The sequence below is a fragment of the Daejeonella sp. genome (genome assembly GCF_036405355.1).
Taxonomy (GTDB): Bacteria; Bacteroidota; Bacteroidia; order Sphingobacteriales; family Sphingobacteriaceae; genus Daejeonella.
Genome location: NZ_DASWXT010000091.1, coordinates 1 through 24,004 on the forward strand (window position 1 = coordinate 1; position 24,004 = coordinate 24,004).

The 24,004-nt window shown below is 40.8% G+C and carries 13 protein-coding genes; 10 read left to right on the forward strand and 3 right to left on the reverse strand.

Translation table 11 applies throughout. From position 1 onward, the window contains the following. From VGE44_RS11215 to VGE44_RS11250, 8 genes are all read left to right on the forward strand, one after another. The coding region (locus VGE44_RS11215) for an ABC transporter permease (RefSeq protein WP_331079012.1) at positions 1 to 518 on the forward strand (518 nt) is incomplete at its 5' end. Between the two features lie 176 nt (positions 519 to 694). Continuing rightward, the gene (locus tag VGE44_RS11220; protein ID WP_331079014.1) at positions 695 to 3,082 is read left to right on the forward strand and encodes an ABC transporter permease; all 2,388 of its coding nucleotides are present in this window, start codon (positions 695 to 697) and stop codon (positions 3,080 to 3,082) included. A 224-nt stretch (positions 3,083 to 3,306) separates the two neighbouring features. Beyond that, a complete protein-coding gene (locus VGE44_RS11225; protein WP_331079016.1) occupies positions 3,307 to 5,682 on the forward strand; it encodes an ABC transporter permease in 2,376 nt (791 codons plus the stop codon). A 228-nt stretch (positions 5,683 to 5,910) separates the two neighbouring features. Continuing rightward, a complete protein-coding gene (locus VGE44_RS11230; RefSeq protein ID WP_331079018.1) occupies positions 5,911 to 8,295 on the forward strand; it encodes an ABC transporter permease in 2,385 nt (794 codons plus the stop codon). Positions 8,296 to 8,522: 227 nt separating this feature from the next. Next, positions 8,523 to 10,886, forward strand: a complete 2,364-nt coding sequence (locus tag VGE44_RS11235) for an ABC transporter permease (protein ID WP_331079020.1) — start codon at positions 8,523 to 8,525, stop codon at positions 10,884 to 10,886. 131 nt (positions 10,887 to 11,017) lie between these two features. Next, entirely contained in the window at positions 11,018 to 13,477 is a 2,460-nt protein-coding gene (locus VGE44_RS11240; RefSeq protein WP_331079022.1) for an ABC transporter permease, read from the forward strand. Between the two features lie 129 nt (positions 13,478 to 13,606). Further along, positions 13,607 to 16,042: an ABC transporter permease gene (locus tag VGE44_RS11245; RefSeq protein ID WP_331079024.1), complete on the forward strand. Its 2,436-nt coding sequence runs from the start codon at positions 13,607 to 13,609 to the stop codon at positions 16,040 to 16,042. A gap of 238 nt (positions 16,043 to 16,280) precedes the next feature. After that, positions 16,281 to 18,638 (forward strand): ABC transporter permease, encoded by a 2,358-nt coding sequence (locus tag VGE44_RS11250; protein WP_331079026.1) that lies wholly within the window; start codon positions 16,281 to 16,283, stop codon positions 18,636 to 18,638. 138 nt (positions 18,639 to 18,776) lie between these two features. On the opposite strand, the gene VGE44_RS11255 is transcribed toward VGE44_RS11250, so the two are convergent. From VGE44_RS11255 to VGE44_RS11265, 3 genes are all read right to left on the reverse strand, one after another. Further along, positions 18,777 to 19,250, reverse strand: a complete 474-nt coding sequence (locus VGE44_RS11255) for a RidA family protein (protein ID WP_331079028.1) — start codon at positions 19,248 to 19,250, stop codon at positions 18,777 to 18,779. A gap of 132 nt (positions 19,251 to 19,382) precedes the next feature. Then, positions 19,383 to 19,853, reverse strand: coding sequence for a RidA family protein (locus VGE44_RS11260; RefSeq protein ID WP_331079030.1), 471 nt, complete (start codon positions 19,851 to 19,853; stop codon positions 19,383 to 19,385). A gap of 51 nt (positions 19,854 to 19,904) precedes the next feature. Then, the gene (locus tag VGE44_RS11265; protein ID WP_331079032.1) at positions 19,905 to 20,309 is read right to left on the reverse strand and encodes a RidA family protein; all 405 of its coding nucleotides are present in this window, start codon (positions 20,307 to 20,309) and stop codon (positions 19,905 to 19,907) included. 320 nt (positions 20,310 to 20,629) lie between these two features. Here VGE44_RS11265 and VGE44_RS11270 point away from each other — a divergent pair, with 320 nt between their 5' ends. Then, positions 20,630 to 21,340, forward strand: a complete 711-nt coding sequence (locus tag VGE44_RS11270; RefSeq protein WP_331079035.1) for a hypothetical protein — start codon at positions 20,630 to 20,632, stop codon at positions 21,338 to 21,340. A gap of 246 nt (positions 21,341 to 21,586) precedes the next feature. Further along, positions 21,587 to 23,956: an ABC transporter permease gene (locus tag VGE44_RS11275; protein WP_331079037.1), complete on the forward strand. Its 2,370-nt coding sequence runs from the start codon at positions 21,587 to 21,589 to the stop codon at positions 23,954 to 23,956. Positions 23,957 to 24,004 lie beyond the last annotated feature (48 nt).

Sequence of the window (24,004 nt, forward strand, 5' to 3'; positions counted from 1 at the left end):
GAACTCAGTTAAACAATACGGAGTCAGCAATTAAAGAAATGGAAGCTATAAACATGAGGCTCAATCCGGCTTATCCATTCGTCTTTAGTTTTATAGACCTGGATCTGGCCAGTCTGTATAGAGGAGAACAGCAAATGGGAAGAATTTTTAACCTGTTTGCGATACTAGCAATTTTTATATCCTGTCTCGGTTTATATGGCCTTTCAGCATTCACTGCAGAACAGCGAACCCGCGAGATCGGAGTGAGAAAGGTTCTGGGGGCTTCTGTAGGTAGTATCGTTTACCTTCTTTCTGGTAAGTTCACCAGGTTGATTCTGGTAGCGATGGTAATTGCAATTCCACTTGCCTGGTACTCGATAGAGAGCTGGTTGCAGAGTTTTGCTTACAGGGTAGAAATAAACTGGCTGGTTTTTGTGGGAGCATCACTCGGAGCGCTATTTATTGCATGGCTAACGGTGAGCTATGAATCGGTTAAGGCAGCGGTGATGAATCCGGTGAAGAGCCTTAGATCGGAATAGTTGAGAGTTGAGAGTTGAGAGTTGAGAGTTGAGAGTTGAGAGTTGAGAGTTGAGAGTTGAGAGTTGAGAGTTGAGAGTTGAGAGTTGAGAGAAAATAAACATTAAGATACGAATAAAGTTAAACCTGGGTTCAAACCTAAAACCTAATGCCTAAAACCTAACACCCAATATCCGCCATGCTTAAAATCTACTTCAAAATCGCCCTGAGAAATTTCCGCAACAACAAGCTCCATTTTTTAATAAATGTAGGTGGACTAACCATTGGTATGTCGGTAGCAATCCTAATCGGTCTTTGGATTTACGATGAGGTTTACTTTGATCGATCTTTTAAGAATTATGACAGAATTGCGAGGGTAATGCAAAGTAAAATCACGGGGGTGGAGATTCAAACAACTAACGTAACTCCCTATCCTCTTGCTGATGTGCTTCGTAAAGATTACAAGAACCATTTCGATCAGGTCTTGTTGTCATCGCAAATATGGAACTATACATTAAGCATCGGTTCAAAAAAACTTTCTCAATTGGGTGTTTTCTTTGAGCCTAATGGCCCCGAAATGCTAAGTCTGAATATGATAAGCGGGGTACTAAATGGGCTGAACGACCCGAACTCAATCATGCTTTCTGAGTCTTTGTCAAAAGCATTGTTTGGGAATGTAAATCCCATCGGTAAACTGGTAAGCCTCCATAACGAGAATAATTTGCCGGTCAAAGTTACTGGCGTTTACGAAGACCTTCCCGAGAATTCAACATTTGGGAATGTAAAGTTTATTGCTACCTGGAAGCTATTTTTCGATTCCAACGGGCTCAAGAATATGGAAGATCCATGGAGGCCAAATGCCTTTACTACATACGTTTTATTGCCAGAGAGTGCTGATGTGGATAAAATATCTGCAGCGATCCGCGACGTAAGATTGAATCATGTTAATAGCAAATTAGCGAAGCAAAAACCTGCTCTCTTTTTACAGCCTATGAACAGATGGCACCTTTATGCGGAATTTAAAAACGGGGTGAATGTAGGTGGACGGATACAGAATGTTTGGCTATTCGCCATTACCGGTATTTTTGTTCTTCTTCTTGCCTGCATAAATTTCATGAACCTCAGTACTGCCAGTAGTGAGAGGCGCGCAAAGGAGGTAGGTATCAGAAAGGTAATTGGCTCGCAAAGGAGTCAATTAGTAGAACAATTCTTTACTGAATCATTCTTAGTCGTACTTCTTGCTTTTTTAGTGAGTATGTTACTAGTGACACTGTCTTTGCCATTTTTCAATGAAGTAGCGGGTAAAAAAGCAACGATACTCTGGACAAATCCTGTATTCTGGATGATCTGCATGGCCTTCTGTGCCTTCACCGGACTGATAGCCGGTATTTACCCGGCCTTATATTTATCGTCTTTCAAACCAATCAAGGTGCTGAAGGGTGCTTTCAGTGCAGGTAAATCAAGTCTCATATCCAGAAAGGTTCTCGTTGTAGTTCAGTTTACTGTTTCCGTAGTCCTGATTATTGGAACACTAATGGTCTTTAAACAAATTCAGTTCGTTAAAGATCGTCCCTTGGGGTATAACAGCGCAGGTTTGCTGATGGTCCGTTTACCATCGGCTGAAATCCATACTCATTTTGATATTGTTGAAAGAGAACTAAAAAGTACAGGATCAATTATTGATGTCACAGAGGCCGATGCCCCGGCCACAGAAGTCTACTCTACCACCACGGGCTATGATTGGAAAGGAAAAGACCCGGCAATGCCCGCAGAGTTCAATAGTTCCCAGATCTCATATAATTATGGGAAAACGATGGGATGGGAATTTATTGCAGGGAGGGAGTTCTCCAAAGAGTTTTCAAGTGATTCGTCAGGGGTTATCATCAATGAAACAGCAGCTAAGTTTATGGGTCTTGAGAATCCGGTCGGTGAGACAATCAACCGTGATGGCAAAGAACTCCAAGTAATCGGAGTTGTTAAGGATATAGTAGTTGAATCTCCGTATCTGGCAGTTAAGCCTGCTGTTTTTAGATTTTTAGACTATCCGGGCCAAATTCTCATGGTGAGATTAAATCCTGAATTTAACCCGGCTGAAGCGCTACAGCACATCGAAAAGATATATAAGAAATATAACACCAGTGAGCCGTTCAACTACAGTTTTGTAGATGAAGACTATGCCCGAAAATTCGGTAATGAGGAACGTGTCGGGAAACTCTCCGGTTTTTTTGCAGGCCTGGCCGTATTCATAAGCTGCCTCGGTTTGTTTGGGATGGCGTCTTTTATTGCTGAACAAAGGAAGAAGGAAATAGGTGTTAGGAAAGTTCTCGGAGCAACTGTTTTTGGTATCTGGCAGATGTTGTCAAAGGACTTTGTTACACTGGTTCTCATTTCTATCCTTATATCAACGCCGGTTTCGTGGTATATAATAAATAGCTGGCTGCAAAATTATAGCTACAGATCAGAGATACCTGCAACAAACTTTATAATAGCAGGCCTCACTGCGATTGTGATCACTTTGCTGACAATTAGTTTTCAGGCAATTAAAGCAGCGATGATGAATCCGGTGAAGAGTCTTAGGTCGGAGTAAGGCTATGAGCTGCGAGCTGTGAGCAATGAGCAAACAAGATAAGAAATAGTGTTATGATAAATAAAATTCAATAATTAAACCAGAATGAAGCCCATTTCTCACAGCCCACAGCCCACAGCAAAGAGCCTTGAACTATTGAGTAATAAATTTAAAATAGATGGTAAGTAACTAAAATATTAAACATACACAAAGCTGATTTCCCACAGCTCATAACCCACAGCAAAATGCTAAAAACCTACTTCAAAATCGCCTGGCGTAACCTGATCAAAGATCGTCAGTTTACAGCGCTAAATCTAATTGGCTTGTCGACGGGATTAGCCTGCAGCCTGCTGATCTATATGTGGATTGCAGATGAGATGAAAGTTGACAAATTCAACGAGAACGATAGCAGGATTTACAAAGTACTGAGCAACGTCAAAGGTTCAGAAGGTACTCACACAATGACCAGCACAGCAGGCTTACTTGGAAAAGTTCTGGAAGAGCAAATCCCGGAGATAGAGCATTCGGTATCAATCCTTCCTGCCTCATGGTTTTCTTCCATGGGCATAGTCAAAGTTGGGGACACTCAGATCAAAGCTGGAGGCCAGTATGTGAGCGGGAGCTATTTTGATGTTTTCACATGCAGGTACCTTGACGGAGATAAGACACAGTTATTTAATGGGAATAATTCGATCGCGATTTCAGAGAGCCTTGCCAGAAAACTTTTTGGTTCAGCGGAAGGAGTGCTTGGTAAAAATCTGGAATGGAACCAGGGGGAGTTCAGTGGTATGTTTACAATCTCCGGTGTTTATGAGGATGTGCCTTCCAATTCAACTGAGAGGTTTGATGTCTTATTGAACTACGCCCTGGTCCTCGAAAAACGGCCTTATTTATTGGAATGGGGTAATAGTGATCCAAGTACTTATGTACTCCTTAGAGAAAATGCCGACCTCAGTAATGTGAATAACAAGATTACAGCCCTTATGCAATCTCATCATAAAGAAGAAGGCAAAACTGCATTGCTGGCAAAATTCTCTGATGGCTATTTATATGGTAAGTATGAAAATGGAGCTCAATCCGGCGGGAGAATAACTTATGTGCGTTTATTCTCAATTATTGCGATAGTGATCCTGATAATTGCCTGCATTAACTTCATGAATTTATCTACCGCTAAAGCCTCCCGAAGGATGAAGGAAGTTGGCATCAAAAAGGTATCCGGCGCCAGCCGTATGGAACTGGTGATCCAATACCTCAGTGAATCTGTATTAATGGCATTCTGCTCATTAATTGTCGCAATAGTATTGATATTCCTGATGCTGCCAATATTTAATGACATAAGCGGGAAAGATCTGAGCCTTGAATTTGAAACCCGTCTGGTTCTTTCGGTTATTGGAATAACCTTATTTACCGGCTTCGTTTCAGGTAGCTATCCTGCTTTATATTTATCTGGTTTTAACCCTGTTTCGGTTCTGAAAGGAAGGCTCAAAACTACCGCCGGCGAGGTTTTTATTCGTAAAGGCCTTGTTGTATTCCAGTTTACACTTTCTGTGTTATTTATCGCTGCGGTTCTTGTTGTTTATAAACAGGTGGATTTTATTCAGTCAAAGAATCTGGGATATAACCGTGATAATACCATTCATTTTGAGATTCCGCTTGAAATGGATCTTTCGAAAATGGATGGAGCGGTTTCTTTTGTAAATGAACTTAACAACATTCCCGGAGTGATCAGCGCGGGTAGCTATTCACACAACCTGAATGGAGAGCATGGGTCAATAGGCGACTTCCAGTGGCCGGGTAAAGATCCTCAGAAGAACATAGATTTTGCCAATCTTGAAGTTGGTGCAAATTTCCTGGAAACGGCAGGAATACAGATAAAAGAAGGCCGGAATTTCTCGGCTGCAAATGCAATGCAGGAGATCGTGTTTAATGAATCAGCAATCAAAGCAATGGGACTGAAAGATCCTATAGGCAAGAAAGTTAAATTCTGGGATCAGGAACGTACAATTGTTGGTGTTGCGCGCGACTTTAATTTTGAATCACTCTATTCATCTGTAAAGCCCTGCTTTTTCCAGGTTTATCCTGTGATGCCCAATATTCTTGTCAGGATGCAAGCAGGCACAGAAGAGCAGACTATTGAACGGGTGAAGCAGGTCTATGCTGAATTCAGTAAAAATCTTCCTTTTGAGTATCGTTTTATGGATGATGATTATCAGGCTTTATATGCCTCAGAGATGAAGATCGGTGTGCTGTCGCGATATTTCGCCCTGATGGCCATCATTGTTTCCTGCCTTGGTTTATTTGGTTTAGCAGCCTTCACAGCCCAGAAGAGGCAAAAGGAGATAGGGATACGCAAAGTGGTGGGAGCTACTGTAAGAAATGTTGTAATCATGCTTTCGGCAGATTTCATAAAACTGATAGCCTTGAGTATTCTTATTGCTCTGCCTTTAGCCTGGTTTTTTACAAATAATTGGCTCAATGGATTTGCATACCGCACAGATATTTCTTTATGGCTTTTTGTTGCGATAGCCGTGCTTGTGCTGATTATGGCATTTGGAACAATAAGCTTTCAGGCAATTAAAGCAGCGGTGATGAATCCGGTGAAGAGTTTGAGGTCGGAATAGGCTATGGGCTTTGAGCAATGAGTTATGAGCTCTTTGCAAACGAATAAAAAAACAATCTTTTGAAAAATAAAATTCAATACTTAAAACAGAATAAAGCTCATTGCCCACAGCCCATAGCCCAAAGCAAAAAGCCTCGGGTTTCGGTTAATCGATTAAAATAAATAGTAGATAATTAAATTATTAAACATACACGGAGCTGATTTCTCACAGCTCGTAGCTCACAGTAAAATGCTAAAAAACTACATCAAAATCGCCTGGCGCAATCTTACAAATAATAAAGTGTATAGCGCATTGAATATAACTGGCTTGTCAATTGGGATGGCTGTTGCTTTACTCATTGGACTCTGGGTACAATATCAGTACTCATATGATCGGTTCCTTCCAAACTATGAATATGCCTATTCGGTGAGGATACGCTATGTGGATAATGGTGAAATGGGAGTAGGTCCGGCTACACCATTGCCTCTTGCAGACGCTTTGAAAAGGGATATTCCGGGTGTTAGATATGTTGCACAGTCTGATTGGATGGGCGCGCACGGACTTGTTGTGGGAGATCGTCGACTATACCCTGCCGGTGCAATGGCGAGTGCTGATTTCCTGAAAATATTTCAATACCCACTTCTTAGTGGCGATGTTTCAAGTGCTATGAAGGACCCTTATTCGATAATTCTCACTGAATCAACCGCCAAATCTCTGTTTGGAGATGAAGACCCGATGAATAAAATGGTCAGAATCGATAACAGGCAGGATTTAAAAGTGACTGGAATTCTCAGGGACCTGCCCAAACAATCTACTTTCCGGTTTAACTATTTGGTCCCTTTTAGTTTTTATATGCAGAATCCCTGGGTGAAAAGGAATATAGGTAATTGGAACGATAATTCCTTCCAGACCTTTGTGGCATTGGAACCTGATGCTGACCTTCCTAAAGTGGAATCTCAAATAGGACTGATTTTTAAAAAACACATTCCCGAAGATTTTGCTAAATATCAAAGTACGGCAATACTTTACCCTTTGAAGAAGTGGCATTTGTATAATGAATTTGAAAATGGAGTCGCTTCAGATGGATTTATCGGTTACGTCAGAATGTTCAGCATTATCGGTATCCTGGTCTTGCTGATCGCTTGTATTAATTTTATGAATCTGGCAACCGCCCGCTCCGAGAAGAGGGCAAGGGAAGTCGGTGTCAGGAAGACCCTGGGTTCCCACAGAAACGCATTAATACTGCAGTTTTTAACGGAATCGTTTATGATTACTTTGATCTCTGCTTTTGCAGCTCTCGGTTTAGTCCAGCTTGTATTACCATCATTTAATACCCTTACTCAAACATCGCTTACCATTCCGTATAACGAGGGTCTTTTTTGGCTGGTAATGACCGTGTATGTGATTTTAACAGGTTTGCTTGCTGGAAGCCGCCCTGCATTTTATCTCTCATCCTTTAATCCGGTAGCAGTTCTGAAAGGCACCCTCAAAATTGGAAGCTCGGCAGTATTTTCCAGAAAAGCACTTGTCGTAGCTCAGTTTACCTGTTCTATTGCCCTTATTATCAGTACAATTATAGTTTATCAGCAAATTCAACATGCTAAGAACCGACCTGTTGGCTTTGATGCTAACCGGCTTATGATGACTGATGGTAGCGATGATCTGAGCAATAATTACACAGCTCTTAAAGATGATTTGCGCAAGAGCGGGATGGTAAGCAGTGTGACGAAATCTTCAAGTCCCATAACAGGCATCTGGTCAAATACAGGTGTGGAAAGCTGGTCGGAAAAGCAGCCGGGAGAGACCCTGGATCTGGCTATCATCGGTGTAGGGGATACCGACTATTTTAAAACAATGGGAATGAACCTTTTGGATGGCAGGAATTTTACCGGTGCATATAGTGTAGATTCTGCCACTGCAATTATCAATGAGGCAGCAGCAAAACGTATGCGTTTTAAGGATCCTGTTAACCAGGTTCTTACCTGGAAAAACACTCCGAATCAGATCAGAATTATCGGAGTGGTAAACGATGCACTGATGGTCTCGCCATATGATCCAGCAGAGCCTACAATCTTTACTTATATGCCAGGAAATACAAATATTATTTCTTATCGTCTTTCGCAGAAGATTCCTGTTCAGGAGGCTGTTGCAAAGTTGCAGCCTATATTTAATAAATATAACCCATCTTTTCCTTATCTGTATCAGTTTGCTGATGAAAGCTATGCCGCTAAGTTCAGAGTTGAAATGTTGGTGGGAAAGCTGGCAGGTTTATTTGCCGGACTGGCAATATTTATTTCCTCACTGGGGCTTTTCGGACTCTCGGCATATATGGTAGAGAAAAGAACGAAAGAAATTGGAATAAGGAAAGTTCTCGGGGCATCTGTATCGCAGGTCTGGGCACTACTTTCAAAAGACTTTGTAGGTCTTATCCTCACCAGTTGCATTATCTCTGCACCCCTGGCCTTGTATTTTTTACAGAATTGGCTTGATAAGTTTAGCTATCGCATATCGATAGGTCCTGAGGTGTTTGTTATTTCGGCATTGATGGCACTGATCATTAGCATTTTTACCATAAGTTTTCAGGCGATTAAAGCGGCGTTGATGAACCCGGTGAAGAGTTTGAGGTCGGAATAGGCTATGGGCTTTGAGCAATGAGTTATGAGCTCTTTGCAAACGAATAAAAAACAATCTTTTGAAAAATAAAATTCAATACTTAAAACAGAATAAAGCTCATTGCCCACAGCCCATAGCCCATAGCCCAAAGCAAAAAGCCTCGAGTTTCGGTTAATCGATTAAAATAAATAGTAGATAACTAAATTATTAAACATACACGGAGCTGATTTCTCACAGCTAAAAGCAAAATGATAACAACCTACATCAAACTCTCCTGGCGAAATCTATACAGAAACAAAGTTACAACGATGATCAATCTTATCGGCTTGTCTGTTGGAATGACCTGTGCTGTGTTGATTTTTCTGTGGGTAACAAATGAAATGACCGTCGATGGTTATCATTCTGAAGCGGGAAATATTTATCGTATCACAAATTCCATTCAAGTAAACTCAGCAGAGACCTGGAGATGGGAGAGCTCTCCGATGCCCATGGCCGAAGCAGCAAAAAGGGAAATTCCTGAAGTTAGAAGTTCGGCAAGATTGCTTTCCATGGGGACAACAGCTGTTAAGGTTAACAACAAATTGTTCTCGGAAGAGAAGGTAGCTTTTGTTGACAATAGCTGGTTTGACCTGTTTGACTACAAATTTTTATCAGGGGATCATTTTAGGAGCGACCCTTCCGGCATTATTCTGACCGAATCGCTTGCAAGAAAATATTTTGGGAATATAGATGCTGTCGGCAATTCCATCAATATTAATGAAAGGAAATATGTTGTTCGCGGAATTATAGAAGATTATCAGGCTAATTCAAGTTTTCAGTATAATATCCTGCTACCAATGGACGCTCATTTGTCTGCTGCGGGAGCCGGGGCAAATGAAACGAGCTGGGGTAATTTTGGATACATAAGTTTTTTGCAATTGGCCGCTAATGCAGATCCTGGTTTTATTACTAAAAAACTTAACGAGATCCTTGTACGGAATAAGGGAGACAATTCTGTAGTCGCCAGCCTGCAGCCTCTACGGGATATGTATTTCGAAGAAGGACTTCAGTCATCGGAAATGGTCCATGGAAACAAGAGGATAACCTATATTTTCACCGCGCTTGCCTTCCTTCTGATATTGACAGCCTGCATTAACTATGTTAACCTGACCACGGCGAAGGCCAGTTTGCGCTCTAAGGAAGTTGGTGTAAGAAAAATTAGCGGAGCTAACAGGATCAGCTTATTTGGGCAGTTTATGATGGAATCACTGCTGATAAGTATACTCGCATTGATCGTCTCACTAGCCTTTATTAACCTTAGCCTTCCTGTTTTTAATTTCCTCGTCGGACAGGATTTTAGCCAGCCATTCCAATCTGCTAATACCTGGGGTGTATTGCTTGGTACGCTGTTGTTTACAACCATATTAAACGGAATTTATCCTGCAGTTTTACTTTCATCCTTTAAGCCAATACATGCGTTTAAGGGTATGGCTATGTCGCATTTAAAGGATATCTATCTGCGGAAGGGACTGGTGGTTTTCCAGTTTAGCCTCTCTGTAATTCTAATTATCGCTACAGTGATAATCTTTAAACAGCTTGATTTTTTACAGCACTCAAATCCCGGTTATAACAGTTCCCAGGTTATCGCTTTAGAAGTCCCCTTTGATGATAAGAATGAGAACCTTTATAAAAGCTTCAAAAACGAATTAAAAGCTCAAAGCAGTATTGGCGGCGTAAGTATTACCGGCTCTCCGGTGGTGGATTTAAATAGTTCAAGTTCCGGAAATGTCGACTGGGATGGTCGCGATACGGCCTTTAATCCCTCACTTGTCCCGTTCAATGCGGATGCAGATTTTAAAAACGTCTTGGATTTGCAGATGAAAAAAGGTGTGTGGTTTTCTGCAGGCACTGACTTACCCGAATATATCCTCAATGAAACGGCAGTAAGTGAATTTCGTATTCAGGAACCTTTGATCGGACAGCGCTTTTCGATGGATGGAATCCCGGGGCAAATAATTGGCGTAGTCAGGGATTTTCACTACAAAAGTCTGCACGAAAAAATTCGGCCTATGGTGATTCGAAATGCTGCTGAGAAAGGCAGCTTTCTTCACATTAAATTAAATACCCATAACACCGCACGGGCCTTAGCGGATGTTGAGACAAGCTGGAAGAAGTTTTTCCCTTCCCAGGCTTTTAATTATTCATTTCTGGATGATACATTTAATAAAACCTATAAGGATGATATAAAAACGTCCAGGGTCATATTTATATTTTCAATAATAGTCATTCTCATTTCGGTACTTGGCTTGTTCGGCCTCGCGACTTTTACAGCACAGCGAAGAACAAAGGAAATTGGGGTAAGAAAAGTTCTGGGGGCATCCGTAACCAACATTATTATAATGCTATCAAGGGAATTTATCAAGCTCATTTTGCTGTCTGTCATCATCGCATGTCCCATTGTATGGTATTTTGCAAATGAGTGGCTGCAGAACTTTGCTTACCGGATCGAAATTCATTGGTGGATATTCGTTTTATCTGCTATTACGGCGATTGGAATTGCGTTTATAACAGTAATCTACCATGCGATTAAGGCAGCAAGAAGTAATCCGGTGGAGAATTTGAGAACGGAATGAGAGAGCTGTGGGCAACGAGCAATGAGCTTTGAGCTTCCGGCAAACGAATTGGCTATGAGCAACGAGCAATAGGCTTTGAGCTTCCAGCAAACGAACGAAAATGAAATTTTGATAAACATTAATTATTGAATATGAACGGAGCTGATTTCTCACAGCTCGTAGCTCACAGCAAAATGATAACAACCTACATCAAACTCGCCTGGCGGAACCTTAAAAGACAAAAAGGTTTTTCCATTATCAACATCTCGGGACTTGCTATTGGCATCGCCACCTGCCTGATCATCATGTTATACATCTTTCACGAACTTAGTTACGACAGGTATAATGAAAAAGCCGACCAGATTGTGCGCGTAGTGTTCCGGGGATTTATGGGAGGTGGTGAAATGAAGGAAGCGAATGTTATGCCTCCTGTTGCCAAAACTCTTAAGAAAGATTTTCCCGAAGTGCTGGATGCAACACGGATCCAGACCAGCGGTTCAGCAATGGTCAGCTATGGTGATAAGACTTTCCAGGAAACCGAACTCTTGTTTGCGGATGCTAATTTCTTTGAGGTATTTACAGTTCCTTTGCTCAATGGTAACTCCCAAACGGCACTTCTTGAGCCGAATTCTATTGTTATCTCAAAAGAAGTTGCCGACAAATATTTTGGCAAAGATGACCCGATAGGAAAGGTACTCAACTTTAAAAGCTGGAAATCAACCTACAAAGTCACTGGCGTGTTTGATAAGATCCCCGCACGATCGCATTTTCAATCTGATATGATCGCTTCGCTGCTTACAAATCCGGAAGAGAAGTCAGATTCGTGGATGACTTCAGGTTATTTCACTTACCTCGTTTTACCGCAAGGTTATGACTATAAGAACCTGCAGGCAAAGCTTCCTCAGGTCATCGACAAATATGCCGCTCCTCAGCTAAATAAGGCCTTCGGTATGAGCATTCAAGAATTCAGGAAGAAGGGCAATGATATCGGGCTTTTTTTGCAGCCGCTCACTGATATTCACTTAAAATCTGACCTTAACGGTGACCTTGCTTCACACGGGGATATCAGTTATATCTACATTTTCGGCGCAATTGCTGTATTTATGCTGCTTATTGCCTGCATCAACTTTATGAACCTGTCGACTGCAGGGGCATCAAAAAGGGCAAAAGAAGTGGGTATACGCAAGGTAATGGGCTCCATGAGATCGGAACTGATCAGGCAATTTTTAGTGGAATCTGTTCTGGTTACGGTAATTGCATTCATCATCGCCATAGGGCTGGTTTACCTGGCCTTGCCTGTTTTCAATAATCTGGCTGAAGCAGAACTGTCTCTCGGTTTAGCGTCCAACGTTTGGTTGTTGCCAGTGCTATTGGTATTTGCTCTTTTAGTAGGGTCTTTGGCGGGAAGTTATCCTGCACTTTTCCTTTCATCATTTAAACCGGTGGAGGTACTCAAAGGTACTTTTAATCCATCTGTATCACGCGGCCCCTCTCTTCGAAGCAGCCTGGTGGTCTTCCAGTTTTTTATCTCAATCGTGTTGATTATTAGTACTGTAGTAGTCCACAAACAGCTTTCTTATATTCAAAACAAGAAGCTCGGATACGACAAGGAACAGGTAATGGTGATACACAACACCTGGCAGCTCGGTCAATCGAATGAAGTTTTCAAAAATAGTCTTCTTGAGGATTCAAGGATTGTCAGCGTAAGTAGCTCGTCATTCATGCCCGCCGGGAACAGCAATTTCAATAATTTCAGTGTATACCCCGAGGATAAAGTAGGTCAGCTTGTCAAAACACCAAGGCACACAATTGATCCTGATTATATCCCAACAATGGGAATAGAACTCAAATCCGGACGGAACTTCTCCCGGAACCTTGCCTCCGATTCTCTTGGCGTTATTATCAATGAAACAGCAGCCAGGGCATTTGGTTGGGAAAAGGATGCTTTGGGTCGCCGGATTACCGGTACTTCGGATAATATCGGTACCAAAATCACCTATCACATCATTGGAGTAGCGAAGGATTTCCATTTTACCTCTCTGCATGATCCGATTACTCCTGTGATGCTTGTTCTGGGAAATGATCGTGGAAATATGATCGTCAAGCTAAAAACCACTGATATCTCCGGTCTGATATCATCTGTTAAGAGTAAATGGACTGCCGAGGAGCCCTTTTCTTATTCTTTTATGGATGAACGCTTCAACAATACCTATCGCGCAGAGCAAAAGGTAGGCAATATCCTGAATATTTTTGCCGGCTTAACAATTTTCGTGGCCTGCCTCGGACTCTTCGGACTAGCTACATTTACAGCACAGCAGCGTACAAAAGAGATTGGTGTACGAAAGGTACTTGGTGCTTCTGTTGCCGGTATTGCAACTCTTCTTTCAAAAGACTTTGTAAAACTTGTATTAATAGCAATAGTGCTTGCAAGTCCGGTAGCCTGGTATTTAACCAGTAACTGGCTTCAGGACTTTGCATACCGGATTGATATTAGCTTGTGGATGTTTGTGCTTGCCGGATTTGCAGCAGTAATCATTGCGCTGGTAACGGTGAGTTTTCAGGCTGTTAAGGCGGCATTGATGAACCCGGTGGAGAGCCTTAGAAGTGAGTAGTTGACAGTTGACAGTTGACAGTTGACAGTTGACAGTTGACAGTTGACAGAAAAATAGACATTAAAGATATAGATATTGTATTAACCGGGGATTAGCTCACACCTGATACCTCAAACCTGATACCCAGCTATGCTCAAAAACTACATCAAAATCGCCTGGCGGAATTTACTCAGAAACAAAGTGTATTCCTCAATTAATATTATTGGGCTTACGGTAGGACTTACTGCCTGCTTGGTAGTTGCTACTGTTGTTATGGATGATATGTCATATGATAAAGATTGGAAAAATGCCGACGATATTTATCGCATTCTCAGTATCAATAATAATGATAAAAATGCTGAGGAAAAGTCACCATTGACATTCTCAGGTATGGGGCCTACCCTAACCAATACATTTCCTGAAGTTGAAAACTATTGCCGGGCATCTGTGGCGAAACGAAGGGTGAGAATCGGCAACAATGAAGATGGAATAGAACTGAATGCCATTATAACAGAGCCATCTGTATGGAAAGTATTTGATTTTAAAATTCAGCAAGGAAACCCACTCGAGTTTATCAAGGGATATACAAATCTGGTTATTACAGAAAGGTTTAAAAGGCAGTATTTTAAAGATAGTGATCCTGTCGGAAAGATTATAACCAACATGACAAGTGGTCAAAGCAATGAAAGCTATCTGATCACAGGTGTAATAAAGGAAATTCCGGATAATTCTCATTTACGTGCTGATGTATTAGTAATATCAGAGTATAATACAAGTACTGACAAACAGTTGCTTAAGATAGAAGCCGGCACTTTTTATCAGGAGTATTTGCTTTTAAAGCCAGGGACTTCTGCGGTTACATTTACTAAGAAGTTGAATGAGTGGTATGAAAATTACATTACCAGCGAGTTAAAAGCAACCTATTCTTTTCAGCTTCAGTCTGTAAAAGATGTCTATTTGGAGTCTGATTTTGATGGATCAACCTCGGTTAAAGGCAGTATTAGAAATATTTATATTTTTTCAGTTGTTGCAGTATTACTATTGCTTATCGCATGTATAAATTTTATCAATCTTACCACTGCAAGAGCGTTAAAACGAGTCAGGGAAGTTGGTATACGTAAAGTAATGGGAGCGGGTTTGAAAGTATTAATTGCACAATTTTTAATTGAGTCGGTTATTTTCTTTGCTATTTCCTTTGTGCTGGGAATGACCCTGTATCATCTGTTTATTCAGTCGGTCGAAATATATATAGGACACAAATTGACACTCACCCTTACAAGCAGTGTCCTGCTATTTGTTTGCTCATGTAGTTTTATCCTGCTTGTAAGTTTGTTTACCGGTCTTTATCCTGCCTGGGTGCTTTCAAGGGCCAGACCAACATCGGTTCTCAGCGGTAGTATTTCAGATAAAACTGATAATGCAATACTCCGTAAAAGTCTCATAATAGGACAATTTGTTGTCTCTATTATTATTCTGATATCTACATTGGTAATCCAGGCACAGCTTCGTTACTTTAACCAAAAGGATCTCGGTTATGACAAGGATAACCTGATGGTGATAGACTATAATTCCTGGGGTATGCAGGGGCAAGCCTTTAAACAGGAAATTCTTAAGCTTGCTGCGGTGCAAAATGTTAGTATCGCTAAATGGTCCCCGGGTATGAGTAGCGGAAGTATGTCAATGGAAATTGATGATCCTGAGCAAAAGGATAACAAATTAAAAGTCTGGTATATAGCCGGAGATATAGACCTTGTACAGACATTGAGGTTGCAATTATTAAACGGAAGAATGTTTAACAAAAACCTGTCAACTGATGCACTGAATTTTGACTCTCTGGTACGCAAGGATATATCTAAACTTATTGTAGCAGAGAAAACACAACCGGTAATAATGACGGCCCATACAGCGAAACTGCTTCAGATGGGTAAGCTTAATGTTTCTTACAAGGATATTAAAGGTATTCCTGTAGGTATCATTAAAGATTTTAATAATGAATCCCTGCGTACCGGACTCAAACCCTGTTTTATAACAGCACAAGGCAATATGATGTATGGCAATATGCTGATACGTATAAGTCCGGGAACTCAAAAGTGGGTTATAGATGGCATTAACAGGATATGGAAACAGTATTATCCTGAACGGGTTCTTCAATATAACTGGGTTGATGATCTGCTTAATAACCAGTATCGGGCGGAGTATAAATTACAGCAGTTATTTACCTTTTTTAGTCTTTTAATAGTTTTTCTGGCATGTATGGGTTTGTTTGGCCTGGTTTCTTTCTCAACCGAACAAAGGACAAAGGAAATAGGTATCCGAAAAGTATTAGGTGCTACTATTGCTGATATTGTTGCTTTGGTTTCTAAAGATTTTTTAACACTTGTTGTGATCGCATTTTTCATTGCCTCACCCATTACCCTCTATATCATGAATTTATGGTTGCAGGATTACTCATACCGTATAGAAATAGAATGGTGGATGTTCATTCTGGTAGGAATGTTTTCGGTGCTTATTGCCTTTGTAACAGTTAGTTTCCAGGCGATCAAGGCAGCATTGATGAACCCGGTGAAGAGCCTTCGGTCGGAATAGCATTGGGCTATGAGCAATGAGCTCTGGGCAATGAGCTCTGTTCAAACAAACTAAAAAATAGTGTTTAAATAAATAAATTTCAACAATTAGACCGGAACGAAGCCCATTTCTCACAACCCATAGCCCACAGCAAAAATAATATGAAAAATAAATGAAGTTCTCAATCCACTTGATTAACACAAAAACTAAATATTAAATCAAAATAGAGCTCATAGCTCATTTCTCATAGCCCAAAGCCATGATTAAAAACTACGTCAAAATCGCCTGGCGGAATATAATGTTCCACAAAATAAGCAGCCTGATCAATTTAGCTGGTCTTACAATTGGAATGACTGCAGCATTTTTAATATTTATGTGGGTTAAGAATGAGTATAATTATGATTCCTACCATCCGGATTCAGAAAATATTTACCGTCTTACCCGGCTTGAGATAAACGATATAACCAATGCGGATGAACGGACACCATATTTACTGGGCGAGGAAATAAAGACAAGAATACCGGAGGTAGGGATTCTTGCACGTCTTTATCCGCTGTTTGTATTTCCACCAACTGTTGAAGCAGGCCAATATCTTTTTAAGGAAAAAACTGCAGCTTATGTGGATGAAAACTGGTTTAGGATCTTTCAGTTCAATTTTATCCGGGGAAGTGCTGATGATTTTATCCGTTCTCCCAACAGTGTGGTGATTTCAGTATCGCACGCCAGGAAATACTTCGGAGATGAGAATCCCTTGGGTAAAACACTAAAGATAAATAGCACTGATTGTACGGTACAGGGAGTCATTGATCAGCATCCGTCTAATTCAAGCTTCCGTTACGATCTGTATATTTCTGATGCTGTACGTCCTGTTAATGTCCGTATGCGTAAGAACATGACTTATGCCGACAGTTATCAGACTTTTGTTAAAATATCAAATGCTTCATCCCCTTCATCCGCCCTGAACAAGATCAATGCCATTTCGCATGAACAGTGGAAGGTGGGTTTAATCCCGTTAAAAGATATTCATTTCGAGACGCTAAGAAATTCTTTCCTGAAGCACGGGGATAAGAAACTGACAAATATACTCTTCCTTTTAGGTGTTCTCCTACTTGCTATCGCCTGTATCAATTATGTGAATCTCACCACGTCTAAGGCATCTGTCCGCCTTAAAGAGGTAAGTATCAAAAAGATTGTAGGGGCAGGAAGAAAGCAGCTATTTCTGCAATTTGTGATCGAATCAAGCCTTATCAGTATGATAGCATTATTGGTCACACTGCTGTTTGTTTCGATTAGTCTGCCCGTATTTAATCAGTTTACAGATAATCATTTTACTTTGTCTCTTGGGGATGTTTCCCTTTGGCAATTACTGGCCGGAACATCACTTTGCACCCTGCTTCTGGTGAGTATCTATCCGGCAATTCTGCTTTCATCCTTCAAGCCTGCGGCAATACTGAGAGGTGCAGGTTCGCGGGATTCGGGAGATGGCCGCTTGAGAAAATTTCTTGTTGTAATGCAGTTTGCTGTTTCCATTGCTTTGGTTATCAGTACGTTTGTGATCTATAAACAGATGCAGTTTATTAGCAGCCAACATAGTAACTATACTTCCCAGTTATTTTCATTCATGTTCAGATCATCCCTTGACGGGGATGCCCGGATATCACAGATGGAAACAATAAAACAACAGCTTTTAGGAAACAGCGGTATTCAGAATGTCGCCATTACCAGCGGGAGCGAAATAATCAACTTATCGAATCTCTATGGTCCTTTTGATTGGGATGGACGCAAACCTGACATTAAAAATGAAATAGATTTTATTTTTACAGGCTCCAATTTCAACGAACTTGCAAACCTTCGGTTAAAACAAGGCAGGTGGTTTGAAGCGGGTAGGAAAGAAGATCAAAGAAACTTTATTCTAAATGAAACAGCTGTAAAAGAGCTTGGTATCCGTCAGCCGGTGATCGGGCAAAGATTCTCACTCGAACAAGATACCGGGGTGGTTATCGGTGTGGTAAAAGATTTCCATTATCTCGGCCTGCATGATAGAATTGGCTCGATGGTATTTGGGAATAATCCCTTTTTTGCTAATTCCTTTCTTGTTAAAAGCAGACCCGGAAAGCAAGCTGATGCTCTTGCGGCGACAGAAAAGGTATGGAAGCACTTTAATCCTGATCAGCCTTTTGATTATAAGTTCGCTACTGATGAATTTGAAATGATATACCGTGCCGATCTGAAAGCAGCATCTCTGATTCTGGTATTTTCCATTATAGCGATCTTTATTTCCTGCCTGGGGCTTTATGCCTTGGCTTCCTTCAGCGCAGAACGTAGGAAAAAAGAGATTGGTATCAGGAAAGTACTTGGAGCATCTGTGTCTGGCATTATCCATATCCTTACAACAGATTTTGCAAAGCTGGTACTCGTTGCTATGCTCATAGCTTTCCCAATTGGATGGTGGATTATGAATAAATGGCTTCAGAATTTTGCTTATCATATTGATATGCAATGGTGGATGTTTGTTTTATCCGGAATACTTGCATTGACAATAGCTTTGGCGACCATCAGTTTTCAGGCAATAAAGGCTGCAATGATGAACCCGGTGGAGAGCCTTAGGTCGGAGTAGCTTTGGGCTTTGAGCAATGTGCAATGAGCAATGAGTTTTGGGCAATGAGCTCTGTTAAAACAAACTAAAAAATAGTGTTTAGATAAATAAATTTCAACAATTAAACCAGAACGAAGCCCATTACTCACAGCCCATAGCTCATACATAAGCAATTGCATCAAATGCTACCATCGAGTTTCCGGGAATATTCCCAGGTGACACTGCCATGCAGCTACGGTTCCCACGTCGTCTGCCTCCGGGAAAGGCCGCAGCATAAGGTGCGTTCAGTGGAAAATAGTTTGCCGGATCATCAATCCAGGCTGTAACCCTGTGTAACTTGTCTAGTCCGGAGCCCGCTTCTTTAAGAGCTGCCTCCAGCTTGCCCATAGCTACTTTAGTATGGTTTTCAAGGGTACGCGGACCTTCGTGAGGAAGGCAAATGAAACCGGATGCAAACACCAGGTTTCCAAGCTTCGTAAATTTTACAGGCTCCTCAGGGTAGGCTGTTTTGGCCTCTGATTCTCCTGTTGAATGCAAAGCTTTTGCATTTATATCATTTGTAACTGCTATTCCGGTTATCCCTGCGATGCCGGCAATAAAAGCTTTTAACACATTTCTTCTATTGGTTTTCATCTCTTTATAGTTTTCTTTTAATGATGATGAGCTTCCATGAGCCTGTCTACCGCGGGTAGGCTTATGAGTAAAATTGTTGTACGGCTAGCTCATGCAGATTCATAATATCGTTGATCAATCAAAATTTGAGTTTTATATATAACAAATGGCATCTACCTCACAAAGTGAAGCACCCGGAATTCCTCCTTTTGCAACAGCAATGCATGTCCGCGCAGGCATTTTTCCTTTCGGCCAGGCAGCATCATAGACCTTATTCATGCCTTCCACATTCGCTATATCATCAACATAAGCATAACATCTCAATACCTTATCCATGGAAGATCCTGCGGCTTCTATAGCTTTTTTGAGTTCTCTCATAACCACTTCAGTATGGTGCTTAATGGTGTTTGGCCCTTCATGGCATCCCACCCCAGATATGAATACTAAATTACCATACCTTGTAGAGGCAGAGAACATCGGTATTTCCTGATGATTTACAACTCCGGCAGCCTCGTGAGTTCTTGCTACGGTTCTTGCACTTGCTTTTTCTGTCAAACCTAAACTCGCCATACCAGCCGCTGAAGCTAACATACCTTTTAATACTGTTCTTCTTTGTGTTTTCATTTATTTAGAAGTTATTATCAAATAAATCATGTTTTTACATTTCCCAGGTTTTTACACCGTTTTATACGCAATCACATCTATTTCTATCAAAGATCTGTCAGGCACACCACCTTTGGCAACTGCAACAGTGGTACGCACTGGTGGTTTATCTCCAAAACGGCCTCTATATATTTTGTTCATTGCCTCAAAATCTTTCATGTCGTCCAACCATACTTGTGCTTTTAATACCTGTGACATGGATGATCCTGCTTTCTTAAGGGATGCTTCAACACCCTTAAGAACAATTTCAGCGTGGTTTTCTATTGTAAAGGGTGCTTCGTGGGCACCAACTCCTGATATAAACACGAGATTTTCAAAGGTATCTGTGGCTTGTGCTAAGGCAGCATCATGTGCTGCATTTGCAAGCGAAGCTGTTCCTGTTACGCCCGCTGCCGTTGCCAGTAGTTTCTTTAGCATTGCTCTTCTTTTTGACTTCATATGATTTTAAAATTTTAATGTGGTGACCTGCATTCCAATCAATGATAAATTTATTTAAAAAAGATGAAATATCAGAAATCATTTCTGTAGGTGTAAATAACGTAGGTCTCACACAATTCGTATCAAACCCTGAGTCTAATAAGAGCGCCGTTTAACCCTGTATCAACCCTTGTCCAACACTGTCTATATCGGTATAAGGTCGGTATAAGGACCGTATAAGGTCGGTATAAGGGGATGTTTGAAATTGCGGGGAGATTTTGTAATTTGAAGTTAAAACCAATTTACAAAATAATAAGGATATGGCAAAATATAATTCTAATCTGCCTCCTGATCCTAATAGTACCTATGTTGATAGCAAGGCCTACCCAGAACACACAAGGGCACGCAGAGGCACAAAGAGCAAAGTTGAGGTAAATGATACATTCAAGGTGCATAATCTGCTGCTTTCAGGGGCAAACATCCCTGCTAGTCTGGTTAAAAGGGCAATAGATACTTACCGTTCTGATTTTCCTTCCGGGCAATTATGGCAATTTCTGGTCGGGATGTTTAAAACACAATTAAAAATGAATATCCCGCTGAATGCAGATAAGTTGCTGTATAAGGATATCAATACTGATTATCGGCTATCACGCATTCTGAAAGGCGGATATAAACATGAAATCAGCTCAAATCCGGATACACTTAAGGTTGAGTTCGGGAATTTAAATCCGCAGTTCCGGAGTAAATCCATCGATGGTTTTATAATAGAAGTAATTGCGATGTATTTCGACTTTAACAGCATGGAAAGTGTATCAGATTCCGCTTCAAGCCAGATTATGCCAATTAAACAAACACAGAAGCTGAGTTTTGAGCTGAAAGCCGGGAAGCCTGGAGATAGCTACCTGATTTGTCTAAAACTAAACGGCTGCATCAGGGATAAAATACTGACTGAGAATTCAGCAAGATCTATGCATATTATTGAAACAGGAAGGGTTTCTGAAAATGGGCTTGAGAAAGCCAGCTTATATTAGCTTGTTATTACTCATCTGGTCAGTATTATGACGTATAATATAACTGTTGCATTTGCGTACGGGAAGTGTCCGTTAACGAACGTTTGGAATTGCCATTGTATTCACAAATTGTTGATTTTCAAATTATTACAAAATTGGCTCTAAGTATGTAATACCCATGCCAAACCTGATAAGGATGATATTAACAATTAGCCCAGTCTTGACTAACACTTAAACCCTGATACCTCATACCTGATACCTCACACCATGCTCAAAAACTACTTCAAAACCGCCTGGAGAAACATGCTTAACAGCAAAGGTTATAGCTCTCTCAATATTCTCGGGCTTTCTTCCGGAATGGCAGTAGCATTAATTATTGGCTTATGGGTGTTTAATGAATTTTCATACGATAGGTTTTTACCGGATGCTGACAGATTATATCAGGTTAGAAGAAACTATAATAGTAATGGTGATACACTGAATTTTACATCCACCTCGCTGAAATTGGCTGATGCGCTTCGAAATCAGATCCCGGAAATAGAATATGTTGCAGAAAGTGATCATATGGGCTCACACGGCCTGATGGTTGGAGAAAAGAAGCTGTATGTTAATGGCGCCCAGATTAATGGAGATTTTCTGAAGATGTTTCAATATCCATTGATCCAGGGCAATGCTAACTCAGTTTTAAAGGATCCATATTCAATTGTCCTGACTGAAACTACTGCAAAGTCTTTATTCGGGAATGAAGACCCTATAAATAAAACAGTTCGTTTTGAGAACAAGCATGATCTGAAGGTTACCGGAATACTGAAGGATATTCCTGCCAATTCCTCACTTAAATTCAATTTTCTAATTCCGTTCAGCTTTTTTGAGCAGACCAATCAGTGGGTTAAAGAACAGCGAAACGGAAGCTTTGGTGGTAATTCTTTTGGGATTTACGTTAAACTTAAGCCCGGAATAAGATATGAACAGGTTGTGCCAAAGATCAGGCATATTACAAAGACGGAGAGTACCAGCGAGAATGCAATGAATTCGGAGGTGATCTTTCAACCATTGCTTCGCTGGCATTTATACTCTAAATATATAAATGGAAAAGATGTCGAAGGCTTTATTGATTATGTAAGGATGTTCAGTATTATTGGTTTTCTCGTTTTACTAATTGCCTGCATCAACTTTATAAATCTGACAACTGCCCGCTCAGAAAAGAGAGCCAGGGAAGTAGGAGTGAGGAAGGCAATAGGATCCGATAAAAGTAGTTTGATCTTTCAGTTCCTGATAGAATCCCTGTTATATACAGCAATAGCATTTTTATTTTCGGTACTGTTGGTGCAGCTAGCCCTTCCATCGTTCAATACCTTAACTGGAAATCAACTTGCTATACCCTACCTGAATGGTGGCTTCTGGATCATATCTCTTATTTGTGTTTTATTAACTGCCCTGCTGGCAGGAAGCAGACCAGCATTTTATCTGTCCTCCTTTAATACAGTGAAAGTCCTTAAAGGGGGCACAAGTGTGGGCAAATCTGCTTCACTGCCGCGCAAAATATTAGTCGTTGCTCAATTTAGTTGTTCAATAGCACTGGTTATAAGTACGGTAGTAATCTATCAGCAAATACAGCATGCTAAAGAGAGGCCTACAGGTTATAATCTTAACAGGCTGGTATCAACAGACATGAATGCGGATCTTGAAAATAATTTCATCGCAATAAAGAATGAGCTTTTACAAAAGCGTATAGTATCGTCTGTAACCGCTGCATCCAGTCCGGCAACAAATATCTGGTGGCATACAGGCCTGGATCAGTGGCCAGGTAAAAACCCCGGAGAAACGATTGAGATGGGCACTATTGTGATTTCCGATGATTATTTTAAGACACTTGGCATGGAAATGTCTTCAGGAAGAGTTTACAACTCAGCGGCTGATACAACTAATATTATCTTTAACGAAGCCGCTATAGCACAAATGCGGATCAAAGAGCCATTAGGTAAGATCATAAGCTGGAATGAAACCCCTTTCAGGATTATTGGTATTGTTAAAAATGCATTGATGATCTCACCTTTCGTGAATGCAGAACCTACCATGTTTGTTTATGGTAAACCTGCCGGGAATCTGATGTATCAATTGGCACCCGGCATTAAAACAGAAGATGCTATATCTCAGCTTACGTCCACATTTAATAAGTACAATCCTTCAATTCCATATCAGTATACTTTTGCTGATGATTCTTATGCAGCTAAATTCAGACAGGAATTGCTTATAGGCAAGTTGTCGGGTATCTTTTCAGGATTAGCCATTTTTATTTCATGTTTGGGCCTCTTCGGACTTGCTGCTTACATCGCTGAGCAGCGTACACGGGAAATCGGTATCCGTAAGGTTTTAGGCGCATCCATTTCCCAGGTTTGGCTGATGCTGTCCAAAGATTTTATCCTGCTGGTTTTAATAAGCTGTGTCATTGCGTCGCCGCTGGCTTATTACTTCCTGCAGGATTGGTTACAGAAATATGCATACCGTATTAATATCGGAATGGGAGTATTTCTTGTAGCTGCAGTGATGGCCCTTTTTGTCACGCTGATTACTGTAAGTTTTCAGGCGATTAAAGCTGCAATGATGAATCCGGTGAAGAGTCTTCGTTCGGAGTAGCAATGAGCTATGAGCAATGGGATACGAGAATTGTAAGATATATAGTAA